Origin of the sequence: Melittangium boletus DSM 14713 (assembly GCF_002305855.1) — a bacterium.
Taxonomy (GTDB): Bacteria; Myxococcota; Myxococcia; order Myxococcales; family Myxococcaceae; genus Cystobacter; species Cystobacter boletus.
Map to the genome: position 1 here is coordinate 9,143,341 of NZ_CP022163.1, position 26,526 is coordinate 9,169,866.

Below are 26,526 nucleotides of genomic sequence, written 5' to 3' on the forward strand. Positions count from 1 at the left end.
GTTCAGCCCTCCCCCCGGGCCGAGCCCGCCGCGGGACGGCCAGAACGCGCGGCCAGCTGGAGTGCCTCCAGCACTTCTTCCAGACCATCCAAGGACTCGAGCAACTTCGCGTGCCGGGCCTCGTGCTCCGCGGGCGCCAGACGCGTCCCTCCGGGCTCCGGGTCGAGCGCCGCCACTCCCGCGCGCACCTCGTCCAGCAGGGGCACCACGCCCGCGCTCAACCGTCCCAGCTCGGACTGGATGAGCTGCTCCAGGCGGGCCAGTTGAGCCCGGGGACCCGGTGCCTCCCGCGTCATCTGCGCTTTGTCCTTCATCTCGACAACCACCACAGTAGCACCGGAAGCGTCACCACCAGCAGCGCGGACACCCCGTAGTAGCGCCAGGGGAAGGCATGGACGAGGGGCGCCAACGCCTCGGCGGGAGGAGGCGCGGGCACCGCCTCCGGCTTGGGAATGCGGGCCGCCAGCCGCGTCTTGTACTCGCGCAGCCGGGCGGTGTTGCCCTCATAGCGGCCCTCGAAGCCCGCGGTGAGGCAGAAGTGGAGCATCTCGAAGACGAGCGTCGCGGCGGTGCGCTGCTGCAGCTTCTCATCGGCCAGTTCGTAGAAGCGATCGCCTCCCGAGTCGGTGCTGAACAGCTTGTACTGGAGCATCGGCCAGTCCGGCTGCTCCTCGTCCGCGAGCCGGCGCCGCACCAGCTCATCGACGAGGTAGACGAAGGGACGCATCGCCTCGTCCAGCTCCTGCTCGCCATAGGCCGACCCCAGGACGCCGCGCAGCGCTTCCACGTCGAAGATCAACTGCTGCTGCAACAGGGCCAGGCCCTGGCTTCCCACCCGGACCTGGATGCGCTCCCGCGCCGAGGTGGGCTCGGGCGGCAGGGACTGGTCCAACAGCGAGCGCACCTGCCGGTACGTCCGGAGGATGTTCTGCCAATGCTCGAGTTTCATGAGGGTACCGTCAACGGGAAGGCGCCCACCCCCGCCACGGAGGGACGCAGCACCACCGAGGCCTCACCATTCCACGCATCGAGCAGGCGGTGCACCTGCTCCAGGAAACAGGCCACCAGGGGTTCGGCGCTGGAGTCGAAGGGCTCGAGCAGCACCTCGTAGATGTGCAACAGGCCCGAGCCGCGCAGCGCGCCATCGGGCGCCACCGTGGCCTTGAGCTCGCGCAGCCACGGGAGGACCCGGCGGAAGGGCTCCTCGGCGGGAGTCCCGAGATAGTTGAGCAGCGCGGCCAGCTCGTTGCGATCGAGGGTGGACTTGACCTTCCAGGCCAACAGCCGGGTGAGCCCCGCCACGTCGTTGCGCAAGGCGCTGTCCCGATGCGGCTGGAGCCGGCCCACCAGTTGCCAGCCCAGACCTTCCACGTGCCGGCCCGGGGTGGAGATGTTCACCCGGCCCACGGCATTGGAGACGAAGTGGGGCTGGTACCAGAGCGCCTCCACCAACAGCTTGTTCGGCTCGGAGAAGGCCTCGGGCATGCGCACGAGCAGACTGTGACGTGGGCGCATCTCCTCGTCGAGCCCCTCATCCAGTTCGTAGCTTGGCCCCTCGCCCGGCAGGAAGGCCGGACGCATGGGCGCGCGCCCCGATTTGCCGAGGACGAACACCCCGGTGATGGAATGCAGTTGCAGATCCCGGCCGGCGGACATCCCACGGATGGCGTACTCGGACCGGGTGCCATCGGCGCTGATGGGCTGGGCGGGCTCGGCCTTGAGGTTCTCCACCGGCACCACGAAGGGGTGGAGGATATCCGGATGGGGCGAGCGTCCCACCGACCAGGCGCGATCCAGATCCAGACACAGGCTGAAGCGGCTCCACTCCTTGCGCGACGAGGGCACCGTCACATGAAGGAAGAGTCCCTGTTCGGGCATCTGGAAGAACCCGCGCACGCTCTGCAGCGGGTGCTCGTAACGGGCCGAGTCGTCCACGTCGGCGGGACTGTCGCCGAAGACGAATTCACACGGGCTGCCCTGTGAGGTGTCACTCGCCTGGGCGTCGTACACCACGCTCGCCTGCTTGAGGTGCTGGCGCAGCGCATGGAAGACGGCCAGCGAGGGCCGGTACTCATCCAGGTGGCGCACATGCAGGCTCATCACCCCCACCGCGTCCCGGCGCGGGAAGGCGGACTCGAAACGAAGGATGAGCCGCCAGCGGCCGTCCGCCAGGCGCACCACCTCCGTTCCCGTCTGGGAGATGGGGAGGATGCGCAGGGGACGCCGGGTGCGGAATGTCCCTGGACCCCCATGGGCGGGCGTCAGGCGCAGCTCGGTGCCACGGGCGAGCACCAGCGTCTCCGTCATCTTCTCCGCCGGCAGCGCCTGGACCAGGGCCACCGCGGGCAGGGGCCGCAGCAGGAAGTCGAAGAAGGAGGAGAAGAGCCGCAGCCAGGTGGAGCGCAGGTTGTGCTGCGTGGCCAGGCGGGTCTGCACGGAGAAGAACGCCATGGACTCGATGAGGCGCCGCACATGCGGATCCTCCCGGTCCAGGGGCACGCTGGGATGCGACTCCAGGAAGCGCTGCCGGAAGCGCTCGAGCGCGTCCAGTTCGTTCAGGTAGTCCAGATAGATGCGTTCCGACGCGTCACTCACCGCCCACTCACCCCAGTTTCACGAGCGAACCACCCACGGTGGTCATCGAGCCCTTGAGTTCCGCGAGGCCCGCGGACTCCAGGCCGAGCTTGCCCTGCGCGGCCACCTTGGTCATGGGCGCGGAGAGTTCCGCCTGGGCCTTGCCCGCCATCTTCAGGTTGACGCCCTCCACCTTGTTGTCGCCCGCGGAGGCCGTGAGACTCGTCTGCATGCCCTTCATGTCCAGGTTGGACGTGGCCTCCACGGCCACGTTGGCGTTGGAGGACAGCTTGGCGTCCTGCGTCGCGCTCTGCGTGAGCTTGGCCTTGGAGGTGAAGGACATGTCCTTGGTGCTCTCCAGCGAGAGCGTGTCCTGGCTCGTCCAGCTCGAGGCCTTCTGCGACTGGAGGGTGAGCGTCCCGGTGGCGTCCACGGTGAAGTCCTTGCAGGTGATGGTGACGCTGTCTTGCTTCTGGACGTAGGTGCTCGTCTCCGAGGAACCCTTGACCGTGATGGTGATGCTCGTGCCGTCCATCACCACGGTCTGGGTGATCTGATCATCGGCGTTCTCCACCTTTACGGTGACGCCTTTCTCCTTGTCCAGTTCGACGGTGCAGACGAGCTTGCCCATGATTCCTCGCCTCCTCGGTGGGGAGCCCGTGGCTCCGCTGTCGTGTTACGACGGCTCTTCCTTCACCTGGATGAGCAGCGTGCCTTCGTTGAGCTGGATCTTCTGCGTGTCCTTGTCATGTGTGCGCTGCATCAGGAACACGGGCTTGTCGTCCGCGTAGAAGTGCTTGAGCGCGGTACCATTCTCGGGCGTCTTGCCCACCAGCAGTTGCACTCCCTGCCCATCCTGGGGCATGCGCGCGCCCGCGCGCCAGTCCAGGAAGCGCTTGATCCACGCTTTCTGGAAGCCGAGCGCCATCAGCACGCGCTCCCCCTTGTAGGCGGGGAAGTAGAAGTGACCGGGCAGCAGATTGGGGTTGAAGGGCGCGGGGATGATCTGATCCTCGAAGAGGGGGATCTTCACCTTGTATCCATCCAACGACGTGCCCGAATCCGTGTAGGCCTGCCAGGTCTCGTCCTTCGTGTCGCCCTGCTCGCTGACGATGAAGCCCTCCACGTAGCGTGGATAGCTCGGGGGCCGCCAGGCGGGCAGATCCACGTGGGGATCGTTCTTGCCCTCCAGGCGGGTCGACATGCTGAAGGTGAAGAGGGCGGCGTCATCGCCATACACTTCCTCCTCGCCCTGCTCCTCCGTCACTTCTCCGGACAGGTGCATGCTGCGCACGCGCAGGACCGCGTCCTTCGCCACGCCCGCGGCGCCCCAGGCCGGGTTCGCCGGCAGCTTGACGAGCGCTCCGGGAGTGAAGGCCTTCTCGGGAAAGGAGCGCCAGACCAGCTCCATCTCCGGCTCCCGCGCCTTGAGCCGCGCGGTTTCCAGATTCACCTGGGCCTGCATCTCATCCGAGATGGGAGTGCACAACAGCACGTCCTGACGGATGCCAGTGACCGCGTTCTTCTGCGTCACGGCCTGGGTCTGGGGGCTCTCGGCCGTGGCGTTGAGCACCGTCACGTCGTGGCGGATGATCTCGGGCAGCAGCACCTCCAGCCCCGCCAGGTTGTCCGCGTGCAACTCCAGCGGGGTGCCCGAGACGTCCTTGGCGCCCGCGAACTTGTAGCCATGCGCCGCGTAGTCGTAGGTGAAGACACCCGCGTGCCCGTACACGTACCACAGCACCCAGTCGTAGAAGCTGATCCCACTGCCCGGCTCCAGCCCAACGAAGAGCATGGGATGCGTGGTGCCGAGACCTGCATCCCAGTCATAGGCGAGGCGGATCTTCTCGCCCTTGTGCGCCTCCAGGATGTCCTGCACCGTCTTCGAGGTGTAGAGCGCACAGGGATGGTGCTGCCGCCACAACAGCCGCGCGGCATCCTCGAAGCGAATGCCATAGCGGCGATGGAGCACGGCGCTGGAGGACTCGGTGGGAACGGTGTCCTCGACGAGCGTCTTGTCGGTGACGAAGCCCTTGATCTCCAGCGCGGTATGGGTGGGCTTCGCCGAGGTCTCGGGAAGGACCGCCATCAGCGAGAGGGACACCTCGACCAGGTCGGGCTTGAGGAAATCCGGCAGAAGGACGTCCTTCTCCTGGCCGCCCTTCTCCTGGTTGTCCGTCAGCACGAACTCCACCTCGCCCTCGAGCCCCCAACTCCAGAGCTCCAGGGAGAAGCGCTTGAGGTGACCCGCATCGATGTCATGGGTCTTTCCGCCCATGCGCAGGGTGAGGGAGACCGCCAGTCGATCCTGGAAGACACGATCCATCAACCCTCCTCGTCCTCTTCCACCCGGACCTGTCCACTCACGGTGTGAAAGAGAAGACGCAGGGTACACGGAGCCCCGTGGAGCATGCCAGTCAGGACGAAGTGCAACCACAACCCGGAGTCCCGGCCACGCAGCTCCAATTCGGGCTCCTGCAGACGCGGCTCCTGGTGCCGCACCACGTGCAGCAACTCGTCCTTCAGCGTCGTCATCAACTCCCGGGTGCCGAAACGCTCGGTGTAGCGGCCCAGGCCGAATCCCTCGACGAAGTAGCCATACCCCTCCTTGGTGTTGAGCACGGCCTCCAGGTTCTGCCGCACGCGCACCAATTCGCCGTCGGCTTCCGAGCCACGGGATGGACTGATGAATTTGTCGAGGAAAGAAGGGCGCGCCATCTCAAGCCCTGCGCCAGAAGAGGAAGACCTGCATGCCCTGGAGCGCGGGGGTGACATAGAAGGCCATACCATTGTCACGAACAGCGAATTGCCACTCTTCCCCCAACGACAGCTTGTACCAGGAGATCTCCGGACCGAACGCATGGGGGAAGGAGGTATGGGGCACGTGCTGAAAGGCGATGCCCCGCAGCGCCAGCCGGCGCACCGTCGGCAACCGGGAGGGGCTCGCGAGCTTCACCCCCTCCATGGACGGCGGTTTGCTGGGATCCTCTCCCCGCACCAGGAGATACAACTCGCTCTGAACGCCCTCCTCCAATTGAGGCAGGGGAGCGAGAACGAACTGCCCGTCCCGGCAATCAAAAGGCTTGTAGGTGAGCCGCGTATCCTCGGGACGGAAGACACGGTTGAGCAGATCCATCCATCCCCACAACCCCTGCCCCAGGTCATCGTGCTGGTACGCGGGCAGGCTCTCTCCGGGCTCCTGCTCCAGGTAGCAGCACGTCTCGAAGTAGAGGCGGCGCAGCAGATCGAAGAACGAGTAGGGATGGGGGCAGATGCCGCCCTTCATGTCGGCCCGCAGGGACTGCAGGCGGCGAACCTCCAACAAGGTCCTTCGGGCACTGGCGAGCCGTTCCCCTCGCTGGTAGCTGTCCAGCAACAGGGTCCGCAGCTGGCCATGCACCTTCTCCAGGAGCGAATCCAGCTCACCGAGCAACTCCTCCAGGAAGGGATTCGGTCCCACGAGCAACAGGGGAGGCACCTTGCGCGAAGAGGGATGCCATGCGCCCTGGAGATCCTTGGAGAAGGTCGCCAGTTCCAGCGAGGACAAGGCCCGGTCCGCGGACTGCTCGCTGGAGAGCTGCAGACGGCGAAGCACGCGCTGCACCGTGGGAGGCTCATCCGCGTAGAGCGGCACGCCCTCGGCCCCGCGCGTGTCCTCCAGCAGGTGCAGGAAGACGCTGACCTCCGCGCGGCCGGTTGCTTCCAGGGAGAAAGACGGCAAGGTGGCGTTGCCTGGCACATCCACCAGGAAGCCACCCGGCAATACAGCGGTCATCGAGGCAATGGACAGACTGCCCTCTCCGAGCATCGCCTCGCTCCAGGCGAGCGAGGCGATCCCCGTCTGGGGGAGTCCGGACAACTCGGCATGCAGTCGCGCCTCCGCCGAGAGGGCTTCATCCTGGGCGCGAAAGTGCTCGGGAAGGAGCGTCTGGCCAACCTGCCAGCGGACCCGCGCGAGCTTGAGGCGCTGCATGTCGTGGATTCCTGACGTGAGGGACGAGCGTTACCCCGCCGCGGTGATGCCCCACTTCTTGGCGACGTTCTTCTGAGCGCCGGTCGCCAGGACGATGGTCTGCTCCTTCGTGTCCGGCTTGATGCCCATCTGCAGGGTGAAGTTCTTGGGCGACTGAACCTCGGTGGACTCATCGTCCGCCACGCTCAGGTTCAAGGAGTCGCCATTCTTCTCCAGGATTCCCTCGAGGTCCTCGCCCTTGTTGGACAGGAAGTAATTCTTGGCCACGGGGTCATACTCGTAGACGGAGTAGCTGAACTTCACCGTCATGTCCGTCATCTCGCCCAGAAGCGCCGCGGTCAACAGCTGCTTGTTCTCCGTGGAGATCTGCGCGGACAGGTAGATGGCGTCCGTGGTGCCCAGCTCCCACATGTAGTGGCCCAGGACCCCCACCACGCCGTCGAGCGCCGTGCCCGGATTCAGAGGATCCAGCACCGTCTTCTGGTCGGCCACGAGCGTTTCCTTGCCCACGGTCAGCTCGGTGATGAAACCCACGGAAGACTGCTTGTCTTTACGGAAATTGAAGCCCTGGGCAACATTCAGGGAGCGCGCGAATTGAGGCATTGTACCTTCCTGTCTTGGATGGGTTTGACACTACGACAAGCGCCCAGCTATCCCAGGCGGGACTCCAACATCAACTCCACATTGAGACCTTCGAACTGGACATGCGGCAGCACGGCCACCTTGCAGTCGTACCAACCGATCTCTCCCGCCCGGGATTCTACCTGGACGTTGATGGCCTTGAAGGGGAATCGGCGCAGGGTGAAGTCATCGGGGTTGGTCACCGTGGTCACATAACCCGCCAGCCAAGACTCGATCTGACGTTGGACATAGGCGGCATCCGCGGTGCCACCGATGTTGTCGCGCATGATGCTCTTCACGTAGTGCGCGAGCCGGGTGATGGAGAAGGTGTAGGCCAGGTTGGTGACGAGCTGCGCGTTCTCCGAGTCCTTGGGGTCCTTGAACTTCTGGGCCTGCTTGATGGACTGGGTGCTGAAGAACGTCGCCTCGCCGGTCCCCTTCCGGTACACGAGCGGGATGAACCCGTTGCGGGCGAACTCGAACTCGCGATAGTCGGGGATGGCGATCTCCACCGGCATCTGGATCATCTTCTGCCCGCGCAGGGTGAAGCTGTCCACCGGCAGTTCCTTGACGAGTCCGCCACTCTTGGGCCCGCGGATGGACTGGCACCAGCCCGACAGCTCGAAGGCGTTCGCCAGGTTGCGGCCCATCAGATAGGCCGCGCTGCCCCACAGGTACTTCTTCGAGTCACCCTCCGCATCCTCCTTGAAGTTGAGCACCTCGCAGGGGTTGGTGTCGGGGTTCCACGGCAGGCGCACCACGTAGCGCGGCAGCGTCAGGCCAATGTAGGCGGCCTCTTCCTTGTTCCGCAGGGCGTGCCACTTGCTGTAGCGCGGGTGGCTCAGCACACCATCCAGGTTCTTGAGGGACTCGAGCTGCTCGACGGTCTCGCAGTCGAAGAACTTGGGGCTGGCGGAGGCGATGAACGGGCAGTGCGCCGCGTTGGCGATCAGCGCCATGCGCTCCAGCCAGGTGAGATCCGAGCGCGTGGCGGCGAAGTCATACAGACCCAGCATCACGCCGTAGGGCCGACCGCCGAACTGGTCGTACTCCTTGATGTACATCTTGTCGAACAGGGCACTGGAGAAGAGGCTGCTCGAGTTCTTCTCGAAGTCCTCGGACAGCTCCTCCTTGGAGACATCCAGGATGTCGATGGTGATGTCGGCCTGGAAGTTCGTGTGGTTGACGAGATCCTCGAGGCCCCGCCACGCGGCCTCCATCTGCTGGAACTTCTCCTCGTGGAGGATCTCGTTGATCTGCGCTTCGATCAGCTCATCGATGCGAGCGATGCTCTTGAGCACCTCGCCCTTGTCGAAGCGGACCTGGCCCACTTCGTCCTGGACGGGCTCGACGTTGTAGAGCAGCGCCGCCAGCGCGGACATGAAGCGCTCGTCGCCGGGGGTCTGCGTCTCGTTGGCGGACACAGGCACCAGTCCCGTGCCGATCATCGGCTCGGCGCTCGTGGGGATCTCGAGCCCGCGGAACTTGAACAGCTCACTGATGTAGTTTTTCTCGACGGCCATGGGAAGAGGAGTCCTCGGCGTGATGAAGGGGGCGGGAAGGAATCAGGCCTTGGCGGCCGCGGCGTTATCGGCGGCGAGCGCGGGCTGCTCGGAGGACTGCGTCCGGGCCTTGGGCAGGCGCATGGACACGTAGTTCTTGAGCTCGTCGCTCTCCAGGACCTTCTGCAGGTTCTCCTTGTTGGAGAACAGCTCGTAGATCGTGCGCCGCAGATCCTTGCGGTTGTCGATGTCCGCCTGCATCTCCATCAGCAGCTTGCGCAGCAGCATCAGCGCCTGGAGCTTGGGGACGTGGTTGACGATCTCGTCCGGGTTGAAGGACTTCATCCCGGTGATGGGCAGCTGGATCGACATCCTCCCCTGACCCTCCGCGCTGACCTTGTCGTTCACCTCGAGCGACAGGGACATGCCCATGTCCCGCATCAGCTCGTTGATGTTGGAACCCGTGACCGAGCGCATCTGCCGCTCTTCCAGGTCCGCCTGACGGTCCGTGGAGCTCCCTTGGGAGAAGTCACCGAGCACCACCATCCGGAAGGGAAGCTTGACGTCCTCCTTCTGTCCGTTGATGGTCGTGCGGTACTTGAGCGTGATACGCGACTTGGGCAACTGATCCTGGATGGACACGGCTTCTCCTTACACGAAGCGTTGTGCCGTTCCCGCGGTTCCTCACTCTCCCCCTCCACCGCAGGACACAGCCCGCTGTGTTCTGGATCGTCACTTTAAGGACAAGCGATTCCAGGGGTCAAGGGTGCTTACTCACTTGGCGCCTCCGTGTACCCGCTTGGCGCCTTCGCGTGAGCATGGAGACCTGTCGTGTCACCTGAGAAGATGACGACTTGTTGGGTCTGAGCGGGCGAGTCCTGGAGCGCGTAGTACCCAAGGGGGCTGTCGCGAGCCAGGCGCAGGACGCTCTCCTGATCCCGCAGGACGAGGATCACCGTGAGCATCAGCACCGTCTCGGACAACAGCGGTGACAGTTCCTCGTTGAAGCGGCGAAGAGCCTCCTCGGCCCAGAGAACGCCATTGCTCGCCCGGGGCTCGTCGCAGTGGATCTTCACCTCCACCCCTCCAGTGGGGATGGACGCGAAGCCCCCCATGGAATCGCCCTCGCCGAGCGCACTGGCGCCCATCCTCAACTCCCGCGCGGGCAGGCGCTGCTGGCGCACCTCGCGCCGCACCGACAACTCCACTTCCGGAAAGACCTTGCTGAAGAGCCAGTGCAGGGTGCTGGGACAGGTGGGACGCAGCAGGCGCAACCGATCCCGCTCCGCCTGCCGCCATCCCGGCAGCAGCGACTCCTCCCGCTCCGGGTAGAGCCCGGCGAAGCAATCGCGCAGGAGCAGGTGATCGAAGTAGCCGATGAAGCGCTCGAGCCGATCATGATCGAGCTGATCCATCGTCTGCATCAGGAAGGACGGCAGCGGAGACTGCGCGCTGAGCAGCCCCATGTTCACCGTGATGATGACCCGCTTGTCCGGCTCGTGGATGAACGCGATGTCATGCACCAGGTGGGACTGGTGCACGGTGGTGCGTTGTCCGCGGTATTCGATCTCCGCGTCTGCGTAGCCGGAGGCCTCCAACACCGCCAGCAGCGCGGGGATGTCGAAGGAACGGATGCGCTCGCGAATACGCCGCTCGAGCGGCTCCTCCATGATGTCCTACTCCCCTTCCCCACTGCCCTGCGCGAGGAAGGTGTCCAGGTCCACGCGGTAGAGCTGATCCAGCGCCCGGAAGCCCAGCGACTCGGTCCCCTGTAGCAGGGACTCCACCTCGTCCGCGTGCGTACTCAGCCCGGCGAAGAACTTGGAGAAGAGCGAGGGCAGGTAGACACGTGGGTCGAAGTGCTCCATCACCTGCAGCACATCCGCCGCCACCACGCTGGCTCGCCGGTAGTCCTGACGCTCCATGAGCGTGTCGAACGCGGCCAGCTTGCGCATCAACTGCGCCATGGCGGGCGAGACCGGCAGCGTGGGACCCGTGGGCTCGGGCGCGGCGCGTGGCGGCTCGGCCAACTGCGGCCGCGCGCTCACGGGGGCGTCCCGCTCGGAAGGCTCATCCGTGGGCTCGGGATCGGGCTCGGGTGGAGGAGCCGGCAGCGGCAGGGATTGCAGGTGCCCTTCCATCCACTGCGTGAGGCGGCGGAAGGGCGCCTCGCAGCCATTGCGAGGCATCACCCGGCCAAAGGAGGAGAAGATTTCCTCACTCAGCGCGAGCGCCTGCTCCAGCGGCTCGCGGTTGCCCGGCGCGCTCCAGCGCTTCCAGGTGTCGTTCTTGAGGCGCTCGTGGTGCTCGATGTGCTTGTTGAGCACCTTGAGCAGCCAGCGCAGGCTTCCGTCCGCGAAGACGTCCTTGCGCTCCCGGGGCCCGAAGGACTGCCAGTTGTAGAGCAGCGTGCTGGAGAGCGAGTGGAACAGGATGGGCAGCGCCTCCAGCCCTCCATCCAGGAAGAGGCCCAGAAGATAGGGGCCCACCAGGCGCACGTCATACACGCCCCCGCGCAGCAGGGCCTCCGCTTCCCGCGCCGCCTCGGCGTAGGCGCTCTTGGCGACGAGCGCGGTGATCTTCTCCAGCCGCTCATCCGAGCCGTCGAGTTCCACGGGCTCGCCCTGCAGGGGCTTGTCCAGGAGGTGCGCCTTGAGGGGCGGGAGCGCCAGCGCGGGCTCAGCCATTCTGCACCGCCACCTGACCCGGGGCGACGACCTGGATGACCCCCCCCCAGTTGCACATCAACTTACAGTTGCTGTCGACCGCCGGCATGTTGCCAATGAGGACCTTGGGACAGCCCGGCACCCATGGCGCAGCCGTGGCCGGCACGCACGGCATGGGAGTCAGCACGCCCATCGCCGCCGCCGTCGCCGCGGCCACCGTGGGGTTGGCGGGCGACTGGCACATGCCAAACGGCAGGATGTTCATCAGGGGCTTGTTGTCCATGATGTTGGCCGCGGGCGTCGTGGCCAGGATCTTGTTCGTCGGCAGCACCACCAACGACGAGGGCGCGACGCCGAAGCTGCACTGCAGCATCGCTCCCATCACGACTTGGACTCCCATGGCCTCAACCCCCATCGCGGGAATTCGCGGGATGCGTCATTCTCACACACCCGGCCCGTCTTTTTCCAGGAGCTGCCCCCGCAGCGCGGTGAGCGCCTGGAACAGTCGGTCGGTGCTCTTGCGGTGAAGCGCACCCGTCAGGTACTGCGACTGGCACCAGGCCGCGTCCAGCGCTCCCTCCAGCTTCCGGGGATAGAGCGGGATGAAGTCGGTGCGATCCGGCAGGTGCTCCGCGCCCAGTTGTAGCTCGATCCGGCGGCGGATCTCCTGCAACCACGGGCCCGCGTTGAGGCGCTGCGCGCCCGTGAAGACGAGCAGCACGTGGCGATAATGGCCCGCCACCCCTCCCGTGGGCGCGGTCACCACGAGCGCTCCCCGGACGAAGGGCAGTTCCCGTACGACCTCGGCCACCTCGTCCCCCGGGTAGACGCGGCCCTCGCGCCGGGCCGTGCGCGGACCGCCATAGTGGTACACCCCATAAGCCCGCGTGAGGACCAGGTAGCCCGGCGGACGCTGCTCGCCCGGCAGGAGCGTGAAGACGCCCAGGTCGCCGGGCGCTTCCTGACCGCTCATGTTCACGTCGCTCAGGGTCCAGGCCCGGCCTGGAGCCGGAGGCGCCTCGGTGTGCACGTCCCTCACCCGCCTTGGGGAGCCCAGCACCGTCCCCCCCGCCGCGGGATCCACGAGCACGTTCGACGAAGGGACCGCGGAGACGCCACATTGGCGGACCCAGGCGCGCCACCCCTGCCAGTCAATGGGCTCCTCGGGGTTGCGGAACCAATGCGCCACGTTCTTGAGGGGCGTGCGCGTGCGCAAGAGAAGGTCCCTCAGCGCGGGCGTGACGCCCAGCGAGCGCAAGGGCTGCTCGGTGAGCAGCGCGGGGTTGGTCTCCAGGTCCGCTGGCTCCAGGTGCACGTACGTTGCCCCGCGCAGCAGGGTCGCGAAGAGGAACGCGGGCAGGTGTTGCAGCGGGTGGTAGCCCGGCGCGGCCAGGTGCTCGCCCGGCCCCAGGCCGAAGGTGAGCAGCCCATCCACCAGCGCCCCCCGCCACGCGTCCTCCGCGAGCAGCGGCACGGGCGTGCCCGTCGGCTCCACCAGGGGCGAGAAGAGCAACCCCACGGGCTCCTCGGGCTTGTAGGTATGCGAGGTGAACGCCGGCGCCGCCTGCCCCCGGCTCTGCAGCACCTGCTTCTCGAAGCCCTCCACGAGCAGCACCTGGTGGGGCTCGGTGGCGATGAAGTCGGGCTGGAGCAGGGCCAGCCGCCGCGAGATGAAGCGCCGACCCTGGGGTGGCAGGTAGCTGATGCACGCGCCCAGGCCCAGGGCCGCCGCGAGCGAAATGAGCAATTCACTGCCCACGGAGTACAGCAGACAAACCTTCGCTCCCGCCTTGACCCCCTGCCGGGCCCATTCGGTGGCCCGCCGCGCCGCCTGATCCTGCATGACGCGGTAGCTCAAGGTCTGCCAGCCACTCCTCCGGTCATAGGCGCGCAGGGCGAGGCGGTCGCCGCTTCCATGGCGCACGACGATGTCATGGAAGAAGTCGTACTGCTGCCCTACCCGGCTCTTGAGCGGGGCACCGCGGCCCACGTGGGCCGCGGCCAACGCGGCGGCGAAACCCTCCGCGTCCGTCCAGCTTTCCCGCTGCCACGCGGGCACTCCGGGGTCCTCCGAAGTGCCCGCCTCGAGTTGCTCGAGGATCTTCCGAACGTCGAAGGGCATTCGTCGCTACTCCCGCCTCCGCCGCCAGCGTTGGCCAGCGAGGGCCAGGAGCAAGAGCAGTCCGGCGCTCCCCGGCTCCGTCGTGCCACACGAACACCCGCTGCCGTTGATGGTCAGGATGTTGCCCACTCCCTTGATGGAAACCTGCGCCTCGTCATCGGAGCCCCCCTGCAACCGGAACAGAACCGCGTTCTCCACCTCACCGGCCACCCGGGGGGTGTAGCCGACCGTGAGCTCGACACTCTGTCCAGAGGGAATGGGATTGGCCAATGGACTCGCATCCAATGTGAACGGCGAGTCCAGGCTGTTTCTCAGCACCGCCGACACGAGCTGATCCTTGGGGGATTCATTGGTGACGGTGAGCTTCATGCTCCCCGCCTTGTTGGCCTCGACGCGTCCAAAGTCCAAGGTGGGAGGAGTGACCTTCAGGACGCGCCTCACCGCCGTGCCCTCGATCTGCGCCACCGCCCCCCATGACTTGCCTTCCGCCGTGAAGGACACCGTGGTCTGGGAGAAGGTCTCGGTCTTGGGATTGTAGCGGACCATGACGGTATACGGATCGTTGTTGGGATTGAGCACCAGGGGCTGGGTCAAATCCAGGCTCGTCTCGATGGGCTCACCCTGGGAAGAGACCCTCGGCTTGCTCAACGTGATGGGATCACCGGTCCGGTTCGTGATGGTGAATGACCGTTCGAGAGGCTCATCCCCCAACCGGAACGCACCGAGCTTCAACACCGGAGGCTCGACCACGATCGCCGGCGTGATTCCCTCGCCCACCAACTCCACTTCGTAGGGGTCGTTCTGCCCCGCGAAGTACAACTGGAGCTTGGCATTCGCCTTGTCCGTGGTCCGCGGATTGAAACTCAGGCCAAGTGTCAACGGCTCGCCCCGGCGCAGCGTGTACGGTGTTTTCAGCGGCGAGGGGGACACCACCGAGAATCTCGCGGCGTCCTGCCCGTCGAACTTGACCTGGGTCAGCTGCGCATCGGCCTCCGTGTTGTTGGTCACCGGCAGCAAACGTGTTGGAGACGCATCGTTGATGAGTTGCGCCCGGAAATCCAAACGGTTCTCGACCGAGATCGGGTCGTTCGTTCCATAACCGTAGATGTTCACGAACACGGACGGACTGTAGTCGTCCGAGGCCATCCTCAACGCCGCCGAGGCATTGAGATTCGTCGCGGTCGGGTGGAACACTACGCTGAACTGCAAGCGGCCTCGCCCATCTCCCGGGAGGGGTTGAGTTCCCATCGTCTCCGGATCGGGAAAGATCTTGAAGAACTCCTTGCTACCCAACAAGGCGATGCTCGTGAAAGTGATGGGTCCATTGCCCACGTTCACGATGGAGATCTGCCTGGGGCGGGAATCGGAGCCCGCCATGACTCCGTCGATGATGAGCGTCCCACCGTCGGGCTCGACGCTCAGTTCCGCAACGGTTCCCGTTCCCTTGACCTCGAACGTCTTATCGCTGATGTTCGAGGAGATGGTGGCCGTGGCCTCGCGGTAGCCCACGCCCGACGGAGTGAACTTCAAGGGGATCTCAAGCTGCTCTCCCCCATCCATTCGAATCGGGAAGACGCTCCCCCCATCCGCGGCGCGCTCCACGCTGAAGTCCGAGGCGAAGTCTTGGCCTCCCGCGTCTCCTTCCATCGTCCCCCCATCGGGTAGCGTCTTCTTGCTGAACGAGATTGCGTCGATGACGAGCTCCCGATGCCCGTCGTTCTTGATCGTCACGGGCTTGACGTTGAAGCGGCCCAGGTTGGTGTTTTCGAACCGGACAATGCTGGAACCCGGCAGGAAGAGGATGTTCGCGCCCACTCCCGTGCCCGTCAGTTGGAACTTCTCGACAGGCCTGAGCTGGGAGTCCGTGAAGATGCTCAAGACACCGTTCTGATCTCCATTGCTCAAGGGTCTGAAGATCGCGTTGAAGGCCGTGGATTCACCTGGCTGCAACACAGTCCCCGGCTGGAGGTACATGGTCCGGAACTGCTCCGCTCCCTGGGCGTTGATTCCCGCGTCCAACAAGGTCAGCGCGTACTGGCCCGTGTTGTGAATCCGCACGGAGACAGCCCGCTGGCTGGACAAGTCCTTGGACAGCTCCACTTCACCAAAGTTGACGTCCCAGGTTCCCCCATCCGTCGTCAGGAGGCCATCCAGTCCCTGGCCACTCACGGGCACGGGATTGAGGGTATTGAGGGCATTGGTGCTGAACGTCAAGCCACCATCGCGCGTGCCCGTCCGCGTCGGCCTGAAGACCACGTCGAGGGGAGCGGTGTCCTTGCTTCCGATGGTCAAGGGGAAGGGAGTGCCTCCGTCCGACGCCACGGCATAGAAATCCTCGAGGTACGACACGCCCTGGATGACCAGGGGAGCGGATCCCTCGTTCCGGATGTAGAGCTTGCGCGCGGCGCTCGGATAGTTCACCCGCTGCGGACTGAAGGAAAGGGCAGTCTCTCCGGAGAGACTGATCTCCGCGGCGGTTCCCTGGCCCAGCAACGGCAGATCCACCGACAAGGGCACTCCGTTCGAGGTGTCCACCACCAGCGTCGCGGAGTAATCCGTGTTCTGGGAGGGCTTGAAGGAAATCGTCGAGACGATGGCTCCTCCATCCGTGTTGAGCTCTCCGGAGAGTGAGCCGGAGTAGGTGAACGCGGAGTTCCCGGGCAGAACACCGCCGTCCGGCAAGCGCTTGACGATGCTGACCCCCGTCAGGTTGAGCGTCGCGTCGCCCGCATTGGAGAAGCGCACCGTGTGCGATTGGGCCAGGGCATCCACGGGAACACCCCCGAAGTTGAGCGAGCTCGTCCCCGCCGGAAAATCGGGAAGGGTGATCCTCAGCCGCGCCTCGGTCGACTTGCCCTGGAGTTGGACCGTATGCGGGCTGTTGTCCGCGCTGCTCCTCACCGTGAGTGTTCCCTGGGCGTTGCCCGTCACCGTGGGCTTGAAGCGCACCTTGAACGGCAGAGGGGAGGACGGGTTGATCACCATGCCCGCGTCCAATCCCACGACGCTGAACTGATCGGAATTCAAGGACACTTCCGAGATGGTGACGGACGCGACCGGGTTGTTGTTGCTCAAGGTCAGCGGTTCATCCGCCTGGGTGGTGTTGCGGACATCCGGGAAGGCAACCCTGTCGCGGTCCACCGTGAGCCCCACCGTTCCCGTTCCCGAGAGGGGAACCGTGATGTGGGAATGCTCGGGATCATTGGTCTTGAAGGTGAGCAACCCGGAGCCCGCGCCCTGGCTCATGGGCTTGAATCTCACCGCCACGCTCCCGGGCGCGGAACTGGTCACCTGGAGGGGCTGCGCGGACTGGAGTTCAAACGGGCCGCTGGCATCGAAGGTGTCGACGACGAGCGTTCCCGTGCCCGAGTTCCTCAACTCCACGTTCCGGTATGCACTCCACTCGCCCACGGTCTGGTTCGGGAACGCCACCAACCCGGCATCCACCTGGAGGGTTGGTCTCACCCCCTGCCCATGGATCTGGATCTCATGGGTCCCAAAGGTCTCGTCCTCGCTGGCGAGCGTGAGCGTCGTGGCGGCGGCGGGCTCCTGAACCACCGGCGAGTACCTCACTGTCAGGGTCAGGCCTCCATCCAGGGCGGGCAGCGTCGGGTACGGCGGCGACAGCACCGGCTCGAGCGTGTAGGCGGGATCTCCCTCCAGTCTGATGTCGGAGAGGGCGATGGGGCCCGTGCCCCGATTGCGCAATTGCACCAACCGCGTGGCCCCCCCATCCGTATTCACGCGCACCTCCTCGAAGTCGAGTTCTTCGGAGGCCGGCGTCAACTCGACACGGGGTTGAACGCCCCTGCCCCGGAGCGGGAAGAGGGCGGGCTGGAAGCCCGAGGGATTGGTCGCGAACGAAAGCTGACCTTCCTCGATGACATTGTCATCCGTGGGGGCGAACCGCAAAGTCAGGTCGCGAGAACCCCCATCGCGCGTCAGGGGGAAGCTGCCCGCTCCCGCATCCGCCAGGAAGTGACTGTTGTTGAGCACCGCCACGCTGGTGACGGTGACGTCCGTGGTGCCGTTGTTCTTGATCTTCACCGTCCGGTAGGCGGTCTTCCCGACGCGCACATCGTCGAACATGCCCCCATCGGCGGGCTCGACCACCAGATCGGGTCTGACGCCCCTGCCCTGGAGCTTGTACTCCACGAGGCCGAGCTGCGTGTCCTCGCTGGTGAAGGCCAGGGTGCCTTCCTGGAGGGACGTCGCGACCGTCGGACTGAACCGCACGGTCACGTTCCGCTGTCCCCCGCCCTTCACCAACGAGAAGTTGCTAGGTGGACTGACCACCGCGAAGAGCGCGTTGTCGGTCAGGGTCACCGTCTTGATGACGATGTCCTGGGAGCCTGTGTTGCGGATCGTCACTTGCTTGGTGGGCGTGTTGTTGACCAGCACGTCACCAAAATCGCTCCCCCCATCCGCGCTGATCGCCAGCACGGGTTGGACACCCATGCCCGAGAGCGGATACGGCGTGGGGTTGAAACCCGCGTCATCACTGGAGACCGTGATCGCTCCAGCCACGATGCCGCCCGTCTCGGCGCCGGGATGAAATCCCACCCAGAGGTCCTGTCCCGCGTCCGCCGCCAGCGTGAAGCCGCTCGTCCCCGCATCCAAGGAGAAGAGCGGACTGGAGTCGACCGACAACCCCACCTGGTTGATCTGGATGCTGCCCGAGCCCTTGTTCCACAAGGTCACCTTGCGCTGCGGACTCTGCCCGACCCGCACCTCTCCGAAGCTGCCTCCATCCGTCGGCGTGAACACCAGCTCGGGCCGGACGCCCCGTCCCGACACGGAATACGGGAGAGGATTGAAGCGCGAGTAGGCACTGGCGACCTGGATTTCGCCCTGGACAGGAGTGGTGCCCGTCTCGGTGGTGGGCTTGAACCGCACCGTGAAGTTCCGGAAACCGCCGTCCCCGGGCAGATCGAAGTTGCTCGTCCCTCCATCCAGATCGAAGAGCGAAGCGCCTCCCACGAGCTGCACGGTATTGATGTGGATGTTTCCGGTGCCCTGGTTGCGCAGCGTCACCGTCTTCTGGGGCGTGGTGTGGACCCGGACATCACCGAAGGCTCCCCCATCCACCGGCTCGAGCACCAGGTCGGGCCGGACGCTCTTGCCCATGAGGCTATACAAGACCGGGGCGATGCCTCCATCGGTGCTGACGAACTCGAGCGAGCCGGAGACATTTCCCGCATCTTCGGGAGAGAGGAAGCGCACCGTCAGCGCCAGTGACCCACCATCCGCGGGCAAGGGGACGGAGCCATCCGGTGCGCTCACGAGCTGGAACGCATCCGGGTTGTCCCTGACCCGCACGGACTGGAGGGTCAGTCCCTCCGAACCCGTGTTCCGGATCATCATGTTCTGCATGTTGACTTCACCCGCCGTCACCTCGCCGAAGTCCAGCCCCGCGTCTGGAGTGAACACCAGATGGGGCTCCACCCCTTCGCCCGTGAATACGGCCTCGGTCGTGGTGGAGGCATCAATCGCATCCTTGCTGATGACGCGCAGGGTTCCCGACACCTCTCCCGGTGCGATCGGGTCGAACTTCAGCACCAGGGAATGCTCCGCGCCCTGAGGAAGCGTGAAGGGCGTCCCCGCGTCGGACTGAAACGACAACCCCACGCCGGAGCCATCGATGTCGAGGTCGATGGACTCGATCGACAGCTCTTGAGAGTCGATGTTGCGCACCTTCACCGGAAACTCGCGGTGCTGGCCCACCCGGACCGGTCCGAAGTCACCTCCGTCCGGACTACTGATGTCCACGAAGAAGTCCACTCCTCTGCCAAGCAGGGGGACATTCGTCGTGGCTTGTTCGGAATTGCTGTCAATAGCGAGATTGTACCCTTCAGCCGCCCCCAAATGATCGGGGATGAAGCTCAAGACGATGTCCTTGAACTCTCCTTCCTGAAGAGTAAACGGCGCATCCAACGTACCTCCATCAACCGGATCCCTGATCTCATTGATTTTGAAGGGCGCATTGGTGGTTACACCGCCATTGAGGGTGACAGCAACACCACTGACTTCGAGCGGCGCCGCTCCTTGATTGCTCACCGTGACCGTTCGGTAGCCACTTCGTTTCCCCTTCCCTTGATTTCCAAAATCAAGCCCATCAGGCAACACCTGGAGGATTCGCTTTTCAAGCTGAAGCGTGAGCTGGAGATGGGAGAGGCAGTAATTACTGGAAGAGGGTTGGAAAATGAGCTGATTTCCCCCATCCGTCTTCCATGAGTTGGCGATAACGTCTTCGCCAGCGTCCGAGGTGAGGAGCACGACGCCTGCATCTCCATCACAAACCTTCGGAGTGCCGCTGTTGCAGTTGCGGTTTCTACTGCTAATGGTCCCGAGCGGGAGGTTATTGAAAAGGACGGGGACCGATGTCGTGCCGCTACCGAGCACGCTGGCTCCGTACACTTTCGCCTGGACTCCTACGATCCGTGCCCCGTCGGGAATGACCAATCCTTGGATGGGCCTCTTCCAGAAATCATCGCTGGCCCCCACACTTGGGCACCTGTAGGTCGTGACCCCATCACACTGCAGGCAGTTCTGGCTGTTAGACGGCCCGCCCCCATCCAGACCTCCCGCATCCCCTCCTTCTCTCCAGATGACCGGGTCCACGGGGGCCGCCAGCGGCGCTCCCATCTGGACCCGCACCTCGAGCGGAACCTCGGGCGAAAGTCCTGGAACCGAATCCGTGCTTCCTGGAGCAGGAGACGTGCAGGCAGCGAGCACTCCCAGGCACAGGAGGACCAGGATCTTGGGTCGGAGCACTTGTTTTTCCCCACGTAAAGAGCGGTAGGATTCTACCCGATCATGAGCTTACATTCCTCCCCTCGGGGCGCAATGGCCGCGGCGTTGCTGGGCTGCTCGGTGGCCTGGGCCCAGTCCAACGATCAGCTGCCGGGCTTCGAGCTGGAGCGGCTGGAGACGAACACCGGGCGCGGCACCCTGTTGGTGGGCAACGGGGAGCTGATGGCGCCGGGTGGTTTGAGCGTGAACCTGCTGGGGCACTACCAGCGCGCACCGCTCACGCTGAGCGACGGAGGGGATCAACGTCTGCAAATTGTGCGCAACAGGGCAACCTCCGTCTTCGCGGCCAGCTATGGCGTCCTGTCGTGGCTGGAACTGAGCGCCCAGGTCCCCTTCGTGGTCTGGCAGGAGGGAGAGCCCCCGACATCCGTGGGCCTGGCACCACTCTCCGGTCAGGGGGTCGGAACTCCCCTGCTCCAGGCGCGGCTCGGGCTGTTGTCGCGGCGCCAGCGCAAACCCGTGGATCTGTCCGCGGATCTGGGCGTGGGCTTGCCCCTGGGCAATGGGTTGGCGCTGGCCGGGGACGATGGGCCCCGCTTCCATGCACGGGTCACGATGGGAACGAGCCTCAGCATCTTCCAGTCCTCCCTGGAGGCGGGGATCCTGTTCCGGCCCCGGATCCAGATTGCCACCTCCGCGTTGGAGCCCGCCTCCTCGGGAGCGAGTTCGGAGGTCCGGATCGGCGCCGCGTTGGCGACGACGGGCAGGGGCCTCAGGGGCGAGCTCGGCCTGCGGGCCATCATCGCCTCCCAGCCCGCCATGGAAGTGCTCGGAGGCGTGCGGTTGCCGCTCTTGCAGGGTCTAGATGCCTTCGCCATGGCGGGCCCAGGAGTGGGTACCGCCCCCGGAACGCCGCTCTTCCGCGTGCTCGCGGGGGTCACATTCCGCAGTGAGCCGCCGCCCAAGCTGTCGTACCTCGACGAGCACGCGGATCGGGAGCTGCAACTGACCCTGGCCACGCCCACGCCCGACCAACGGGAGGAACTCGTCCGCCCCACTCCGAATTGGGAGATCGGTGTCGAGCGCTCTCCAACACAGGCCGCCGTGGCCGACAACACCCCACCGCAGCGGCCTTATCAGCCGGGGCCTCAAGAGCGGCTCGTTCTGCGGGGTGAGGTCCACTTCACGCAGGGGAACGCGGAGCTGCCAGGCGTGGTGCCCCTGCTCGACCAGGCCACCCTGCGTCTGGCGGAACAAGCCCGGGTGGGAACCATCCTCATCGAGGGGCACGCGGACAAGGAAGGCGGAGACGCGTCCAACATGATTGTGTCTCTGCGCCGGGCTCAGGCGGTGCGCCGCTACCTGATTGATCAAGGGGTTCCCGCCGCGCGAATCCGGATTCGAGGTTTCGGTGCGGACTGGCCGGTGAGCGCCACTCCCGCCACGGAGCAGGAGCGGCAACTCAACCGCCGGGCCGAGATCCTCGTCATCACCGATGCGGAGGATCCCCTCACCACCCAGGCGCCCATTCCCTGAACCTTGAATCGAGCAGGCAGGCCACGACAAGCGTGACTCGTCGTGCTCCACTCCAGCCCTCCTGTTCATGGCCCGCTCGGTCCTGGGTCCCATCCATTTGAAGGAGTCCACAACTCATGAAGCCCACCCGCGTTTTCCCCCTGCTGCCGGCGCTCCTGTGGCTCGCCGGGTGCACCGATGATCCCACACCACCTGGACCGGTGGACGAGCAGCCAAGGCTGGAGGAGGTGAGGGTGACGTGCGCGCCCACGGCCCTGGTGCTCGGCCAGAGCGCCCAGTGCAGCGCGAGCGCCCGCGACCAGAAGGGCCAGCCCTTCGCCATCTCCTCCTATACCTGGACGAGCAGCGACAGCGCCCTGGCCCAGGTAGACGCCTCGGGCAAGGTGGTGGCCCACGCCCCGGGCTCCGTCTCCATCCGTGCCAGCGCCACCTCGGGCGACTCCACTCGCCAGGGCGAGGCCTCCCTGTCTCTCTCCCCCCGTCCTCCCACCGTCCACTCCACCTCCATTAGCGCCTCGGAAACGTGGACTCTGGCCGACAGCCCCCACGAGGTGCGCGGCCAACTCTCCATTACCGACGGCGCCACCCTCTCCCTGCAGCCCGGTGTCGTCGTCCTCTTCGCTCCGGACGCCGAGCTGCGCGTGGCCCAGGGCGCCCTCCTGGCCCCGGGCTCCTCCGCCCAACCCATCTCCCTGGTGGCCCCGGACTCCTCCGCCCAGGGCGCCTGGCGTGGCCTGGTGTTCGCCTCCGAGGGCAGCGCTTCCCGTCTGGAGCACGTCTCCCTGCGCGGTTGTGGCCAGCCCTCCGGCGAGGGCGCCTGCCTCGTCCTGCGCGACAAGGCCTCCCCCGTCCTCCTCGACGTCTCCGTGGACAAGAGCGGCTCGCTCGGCGTGCTTGTCGCCGATGACGGCAGCTCCTTCGGCCCTGACTCCGCCCGCCTCTCCGTCTCCGGCAGCTCCGGCTTCGCCCTGCGCCTGGCGGCCAACCACGCCGACTCCCTGCCCCTGGGCGGTACCTTCTCCGGCAATGGCCGCGACGCCGTCCTCCTCGCCGGTGACGTCACCCGCTCCCTCTCCTGGCCCAACCCCGGCGTCCCCTTCGTCATCCTCCAGCGCATCCACGTCGAATTGCCCGTGGACAACCTCATCGCCACCCTCACCCTCACCCCGGGCACCACCCTGCGCTTCGGCCCCGAGGGCGAGCTGGCCTTGGGGGGTGGTACCTACCTGGGGGACCTCGTCTCCGAGGGCACCGCCGACGCCCCCATCCTCTTCACCTCCGACTCGGCCAGCCCCCAGCCCGGCCAGTGGCGCGGCCTGCACCTGGGCCCCTACATCACTCCGGCCACCCGCCTGGTACACACCACCGTCGAGTACGCCGGCGCCTCGGGCAGCCCCAGGGGAGGCACGGCCAACCTCAACCTCTACGGCGATTCAGGCTTCTGTGGCCCCTGCCCCGTCCTCCAGGACGTCACCCTGCGCAAGGGCAGTGGCCTGGGCCTCCTCTTGAATGAGTTCGCGAGGTTCGACCCGAGTTCCACCCGCCTCACCGTGCGCGATAACGGCGGCTACGCCCTCTCCATGGATTCCAACGAGGTCCGCAGCCTGCCCTCCCAGAGCACCTACAGCGGCAATGCCACCGAGGGTGTGCTGCTCAAGGGCTTCGTCGCGGACAGCCAGTCCTGGCCCAAGCTGGACGCTCCCTACGTCATCGACACCGTCCTCCAACTGGGAGTGCAGTATGCCCCCGCTCCGACCCTCACCCTCGCTCCGGGCACCGAGCTGCGCTTCAACCTCAACGCCGAGATACTCATTGGTCCGGACGTTGATAGCCCGGGCGTCCTCGTCGCCAAGGGCACTGCGGCCGAACCCATCCGCTTCGTCGCCAGTCATCCGACGTCATACGGCGCCAACTGGCGCGGCATCCACATCTGGTGGGGCGGGGACAGCCAGTTCGACCACGTGCTCGTCTCGCATGCCGGCGCCAACGGGCGCCGGGCTACCGCCAACATCAACGTCTACCGCAACCCCGCCCCCTCCATCACCAACAGCCAGTTCAATTGGGCGGTATGTGCCCTCATGACGAGCAACAAGGACTCGGGCAACAACCAGAACGTCACCATGGATTACACCCTGCCCGAGTACAACAACTCGTTCGCCAACAACGACATCAACAACCAGTGCAGCTACTGAGAGCTCGTTTCAAAAATGGACCCACCGGGTCAGGACAGGTGACCTGGACTCACCGCCCTCGGAGATGGTTGTGTGCTCTTTGCGGCGGTCCCTCTGCAGGTGACATCACCTTCCTCGACAAGTTCATTTATGAAACGAGCTCTGAGGGCTTGATGGCGAGGTCCGCTCCGACCCCTGTCTCCACGTGCGGCGGGGGATGGACAGGCCACGCGGTTGACGCCCTCGCGCAACACCTTGGCGCCTGATTGGAAACCCCCGGCGCACTGCTTGATAGAAGGCCGCACACTCCAGCACCCACGCGCTGTTTTCTCCCCGGGGGGTTCCATCCATGAAGTCCAACAACGCTTTTTCCTGGCTCACCACCGTCCTGCTGCTCGGCGGTTGCGGGCCGTCTCCTGTCCCTCAGCCCCCCGCGGAGGAGCCGCCGAGGCTGGAGGAGGTGAGGGTGACGTGCGCGCCCACGGCCCTGGTGCTCGGCCAGAGCGCCCAGTGCAGCGCGAGCGCCCGCGACCAGAAGGGCCAGCCCTTCACCATCTCCTCCTTCTCCTGGACGAGCAGCGACAGCGCCCTGGCCCAGGTGGACACCTCGGGCAAGGTGGTGGCCCAGGCTCCGGGCTCCGTCTCCATCCGCGCCAGCGCCACCTCGGGCGACTCCACTCGCCAGGGCGAGGCCTCCCTGTCTCTCTCCGCCCGTCCTCCCACTGCCCACTCCACCTCCATCTCCGCCGCCCAGACGTGGACGCTGGCCGACAGCCCCCACGAGGTGCGCGGCCAACTCTCCGTTACCGACGGCGCCACCCTCTCCCTGCAGCCCGGTGTCGTCGTCCTCTTCGCTCCGGACGCCGAGCTGCGCGTGGCCCAGGGCGCCCTCCTGGCCCCGGGCTCCTCCGCCCAACCCATCTCCCTGGTGGCCCCGGACTCCTCCGCCCAGGGCGCCTGGCGTGGCCTGGTGTTCGCCTCCGAGGGCAGCGCTTCCCGTCTGGAGCACGTCTCCCTGCGCGGTTGTGGCCAGCCCTCCGGCGAGGGCGCCTGCCTCGTCCTGCGCGACAAGGCCTCCCCCGTCCTCCTCGACGTCTCCGTGGACAAGAGCGGCTCGCTCGGCGTGCTTGTCGCCGATGACGGCAGCTCCTTCGGCCCTGACTCCGCCCGCCTCTCCGTCTCTGGCAGCTCCGGCTTCGCCCTGAGTCTGGCTTCCAACCACGCCGACTCCCTGCCCCCCAACAGCACCTTCTCCGGCAATGGCCGCGACGCCGTCCTCCTCGCCGGTGACGTCACCCACTCCCTCTCCTGGCCCAACCCCGGCGTCCCCTTCGTCATCCTCCAGCGCATCCACGTCGAATTGCCCGTGGACAATGAAATCGCCACCCTCACCCTCACTCCCGGTACCACCCTGCGCTTTGGCTCCGAGGGCGAGCTGGCCTTGGGCAGCGGCACCTACGTGGCGGACCTCATCGCCGAGGGCACCGCCGACGCTCCCATCCTCTTCACCTCCGACTCGGCCAGCCCCCAGCCCGGCCAGTGGCGCGGCCTGCACCTGGGCCCCTACATCACTCCAGCCACCCGCCTGGTGCACACCACCATCGAGTACGCCGGCGCCTCGGGCAGCCCCAGGGGAGGCACGGCCAACCTCAACCTCTACGGCGATTCGGGCAACTGCGGCCCCTGCCCCGTCCTCCAGGACGTCACCCTGCGCAAGGGCAGCGGCCTGGGCCTCCTCTTGAATGAGCGCGCGAAGTTCGACCCGAGTTCCACCCGTCTCACCGTGCGCGACAACGGCGGCTATGCCCTCGCCATGGACCCCAACGAGGTCTACACCCTGCCCTCCCTCAGCACCTACAGCGGCAATGCCACCGAGGGCGTCCTCCTCAAGGGCTTCGTCGCGGAAACCCAGTCCTGGCCCAAGCTGGACGTGCCCTATGTCATCGACGAGGTGCTCCAGGTGGGCTACCTCTACGCGCCCAATCCGGTCCTGACGCTAGCGCCGGGGACGGAACTGCGCTTCAACCTCGACGCCGAGATACTCATTGGTCCGGACGTTGATAGCCCGGGCGTCCTCGTCGCCAAGGGCACTGCGGCCGAACCCATCCGCTTCGTCGCCAGTCATCCGACGTCATACGGCGCCAACTGGCGCGGCATCCACATCTGGTGGGGCGAGGGCAGCCAGTTCGACCACGTGCTCGTCTCGCATGCCGGCGCCAACGGACGCCGGGCCACCGCCAACATCAACGTCTACCGCAACCCCGCCCCCTCCATCACCAACAGCCAGTTCAATTGGGCGGTATGTGCCCTCATGACCAGCAACAAGGACTCGGGCAACAACCAGAGTGTCTCCATGGATTACACCCTGCCCGAGTACAACAACTCGTTCGCCAACAACGACATCAACAACCAGTGCAGCTACTAACAGCCTGGTGTTGACGTCCGCTCCGGCCCCTGTCTCCACGTGAGGCAGGGGTCGGACGCTCCGCCCGGTTGACGCCCTCGCGCAACACCTTGGCGCCTGATTGGAAACCCCCGGCGCACTGCTTGATAGAAGGCCGCGCACTCCAGCACCCACGCGCTGTTTTCTCCCCGGGGGGTTCCATCC

General features: G+C 65.8%; 18 protein-coding genes. 3 read left to right on the forward strand and 15 right to left on the reverse strand.

Features of this window, described 5'->3' with window-relative positions:
* Positions 1 to 2 precede the first annotated feature (2 nt).
* The 15 genes from MEBOL_RS37745 to MEBOL_RS37815 all read right to left on the reverse strand — a co-directional run bounded on the left by MEBOL_RS37745 (position 3) and on the right by MEBOL_RS37815 (position 20,103).
* The gene (locus tag MEBOL_RS37745) at positions 3 to 314 is read right to left on the reverse strand and encodes a hypothetical protein (RefSeq protein ID WP_095981942.1); all 312 of its coding nucleotides are present in this window, start codon (positions 312 to 314) and stop codon (positions 3 to 5) included.
* Complete coding sequence (locus tag MEBOL_RS37750; protein ID WP_095981943.1) at positions 311 to 949, reverse strand: DotU family type IV/VI secretion system protein; 639 nt, start codon at positions 947 to 949, stop codon at positions 311 to 313. Before MEBOL_RS37750 ends, MEBOL_RS37745 begins: the two co-directional genes overlap by 4 nt.
* Positions 946 to 2,595 carry a type VI secretion system baseplate subunit TssF gene (locus tag MEBOL_RS37755; protein WP_095981944.1) on the reverse strand — a complete coding sequence of 550 codons (1,650 nt, stop codon included), beginning with the start codon at positions 2,593 to 2,595 and terminating at the stop codon, positions 946 to 948. Before MEBOL_RS37755 ends, MEBOL_RS37750 begins: the two co-directional genes overlap by 4 nt.
* 7 nt (positions 2,596 to 2,602) lie before the next feature.
* A complete protein-coding gene (locus MEBOL_RS37760; protein ID WP_095981945.1) occupies positions 2,603 to 3,205 on the reverse strand; it encodes a hypothetical protein in 603 nt (200 codons plus the stop codon).
* A 45-nt stretch (positions 3,206 to 3,250) separates the two neighbouring features.
* Positions 3,251 to 4,900, reverse strand: a complete 1,650-nt coding sequence (locus MEBOL_RS37765; RefSeq protein ID WP_095981946.1) for a hypothetical protein — start codon at positions 4,898 to 4,900, stop codon at positions 3,251 to 3,253.
* Positions 4,900 to 5,292 carry a GPW/gp25 family protein gene (locus tag MEBOL_RS37770; protein WP_095981947.1) on the reverse strand — a complete coding sequence of 131 codons (393 nt, stop codon included), beginning with the start codon at positions 5,290 to 5,292 and terminating at the stop codon, positions 4,900 to 4,902. Before MEBOL_RS37770 ends, MEBOL_RS37765 begins: the two co-directional genes overlap by 1 nt.
* 1 nt (position 5,293) lies before the next feature.
* Positions 5,294 to 6,547 (reverse strand): type VI secretion system baseplate subunit TssK, encoded by a 1,254-nt coding sequence (gene tssK, locus MEBOL_RS37775; RefSeq protein ID WP_095981948.1) that lies wholly within the window; start codon positions 6,545 to 6,547, stop codon positions 5,294 to 5,296.
* Positions 6,548 to 6,577: 30 nt separating this feature from the next.
* Positions 6,578 to 7,150, reverse strand: coding sequence for a hypothetical protein (locus MEBOL_RS37780; protein WP_095981949.1), 573 nt, complete (start codon positions 7,148 to 7,150; stop codon positions 6,578 to 6,580).
* A 47-nt stretch (positions 7,151 to 7,197) separates the two neighbouring features.
* Positions 7,198 to 8,691, reverse strand: a complete 1,494-nt coding sequence (gene tssC / locus MEBOL_RS37785; protein WP_095981950.1) for a type VI secretion system contractile sheath large subunit — start codon at positions 8,689 to 8,691, stop codon at positions 7,198 to 7,200.
* A gap of 42 nt (positions 8,692 to 8,733) precedes the next feature.
* Positions 8,734 to 9,312: a type VI secretion system contractile sheath small subunit gene (tssB, locus tag MEBOL_RS37790; protein ID WP_095981951.1), complete on the reverse strand. Its 579-nt coding sequence runs from the start codon at positions 9,310 to 9,312 to the stop codon at positions 8,734 to 8,736.
* Between the two features lie 128 nt (positions 9,313 to 9,440).
* Entirely contained in the window at positions 9,441 to 10,340 is a 900-nt protein-coding gene (locus tag MEBOL_RS37795) for a hypothetical protein (protein ID WP_095981952.1), read from the reverse strand.
* 6 nt (positions 10,341 to 10,346) lie between these two features.
* Positions 10,347 to 11,357, reverse strand: a complete 1,011-nt coding sequence (locus MEBOL_RS37800) for a type VI secretion system protein IglI family protein (RefSeq protein WP_095981953.1) — start codon at positions 11,355 to 11,357, stop codon at positions 10,347 to 10,349.
* Positions 11,350 to 11,736, reverse strand: coding sequence for a DUF4280 domain-containing protein (locus MEBOL_RS37805; protein WP_095981954.1), 387 nt, complete (start codon positions 11,734 to 11,736; stop codon positions 11,350 to 11,352). Before MEBOL_RS37805 ends, MEBOL_RS37800 begins: the two co-directional genes overlap by 8 nt.
* A gap of 42 nt (positions 11,737 to 11,778) precedes the next feature.
* Positions 11,779 to 13,458: a class I adenylate-forming enzyme family protein gene (locus MEBOL_RS37810; protein ID WP_095981955.1), complete on the reverse strand. Its 1,680-nt coding sequence runs from the start codon at positions 13,456 to 13,458 to the stop codon at positions 11,779 to 11,781.
* Positions 13,459 to 13,464: 6 nt separating this feature from the next.
* Positions 13,465 to 20,103, reverse strand: a complete 6,639-nt coding sequence (locus MEBOL_RS37815; RefSeq protein ID WP_095981956.1) for a choice-of-anchor D domain-containing protein — start codon at positions 20,101 to 20,103, stop codon at positions 13,465 to 13,467.
* 171 nt (positions 20,104 to 20,274) lie between these two features.
* On the opposite strand from MEBOL_RS37815, the gene MEBOL_RS37820 reads away from it, so the two are divergent.
* From MEBOL_RS37820 to MEBOL_RS37830, 3 genes are all read left to right on the forward strand, one after another.
* The gene (locus MEBOL_RS37820) at positions 20,275 to 21,747 is read left to right on the forward strand and encodes an OmpA family protein (protein ID WP_095981957.1); all 1,473 of its coding nucleotides are present in this window, start codon (positions 20,275 to 20,277) and stop codon (positions 21,745 to 21,747) included.
* Positions 21,748 to 21,863: 116 nt separating this feature from the next.
* Positions 21,864 to 23,939 (forward strand): Ig-like domain-containing protein, encoded by a 2,076-nt coding sequence (locus tag MEBOL_RS37825; RefSeq protein WP_095981958.1) that lies wholly within the window; start codon positions 21,864 to 21,866, stop codon positions 23,937 to 23,939.
* Between the two features lie 328 nt (positions 23,940 to 24,267).
* The gene (locus MEBOL_RS37830) at positions 24,268 to 26,343 is read left to right on the forward strand and encodes an Ig-like domain-containing protein (protein ID WP_095981959.1); all 2,076 of its coding nucleotides are present in this window, start codon (positions 24,268 to 24,270) and stop codon (positions 26,341 to 26,343) included.
* Positions 26,344 to 26,526 lie beyond the last annotated feature (183 nt).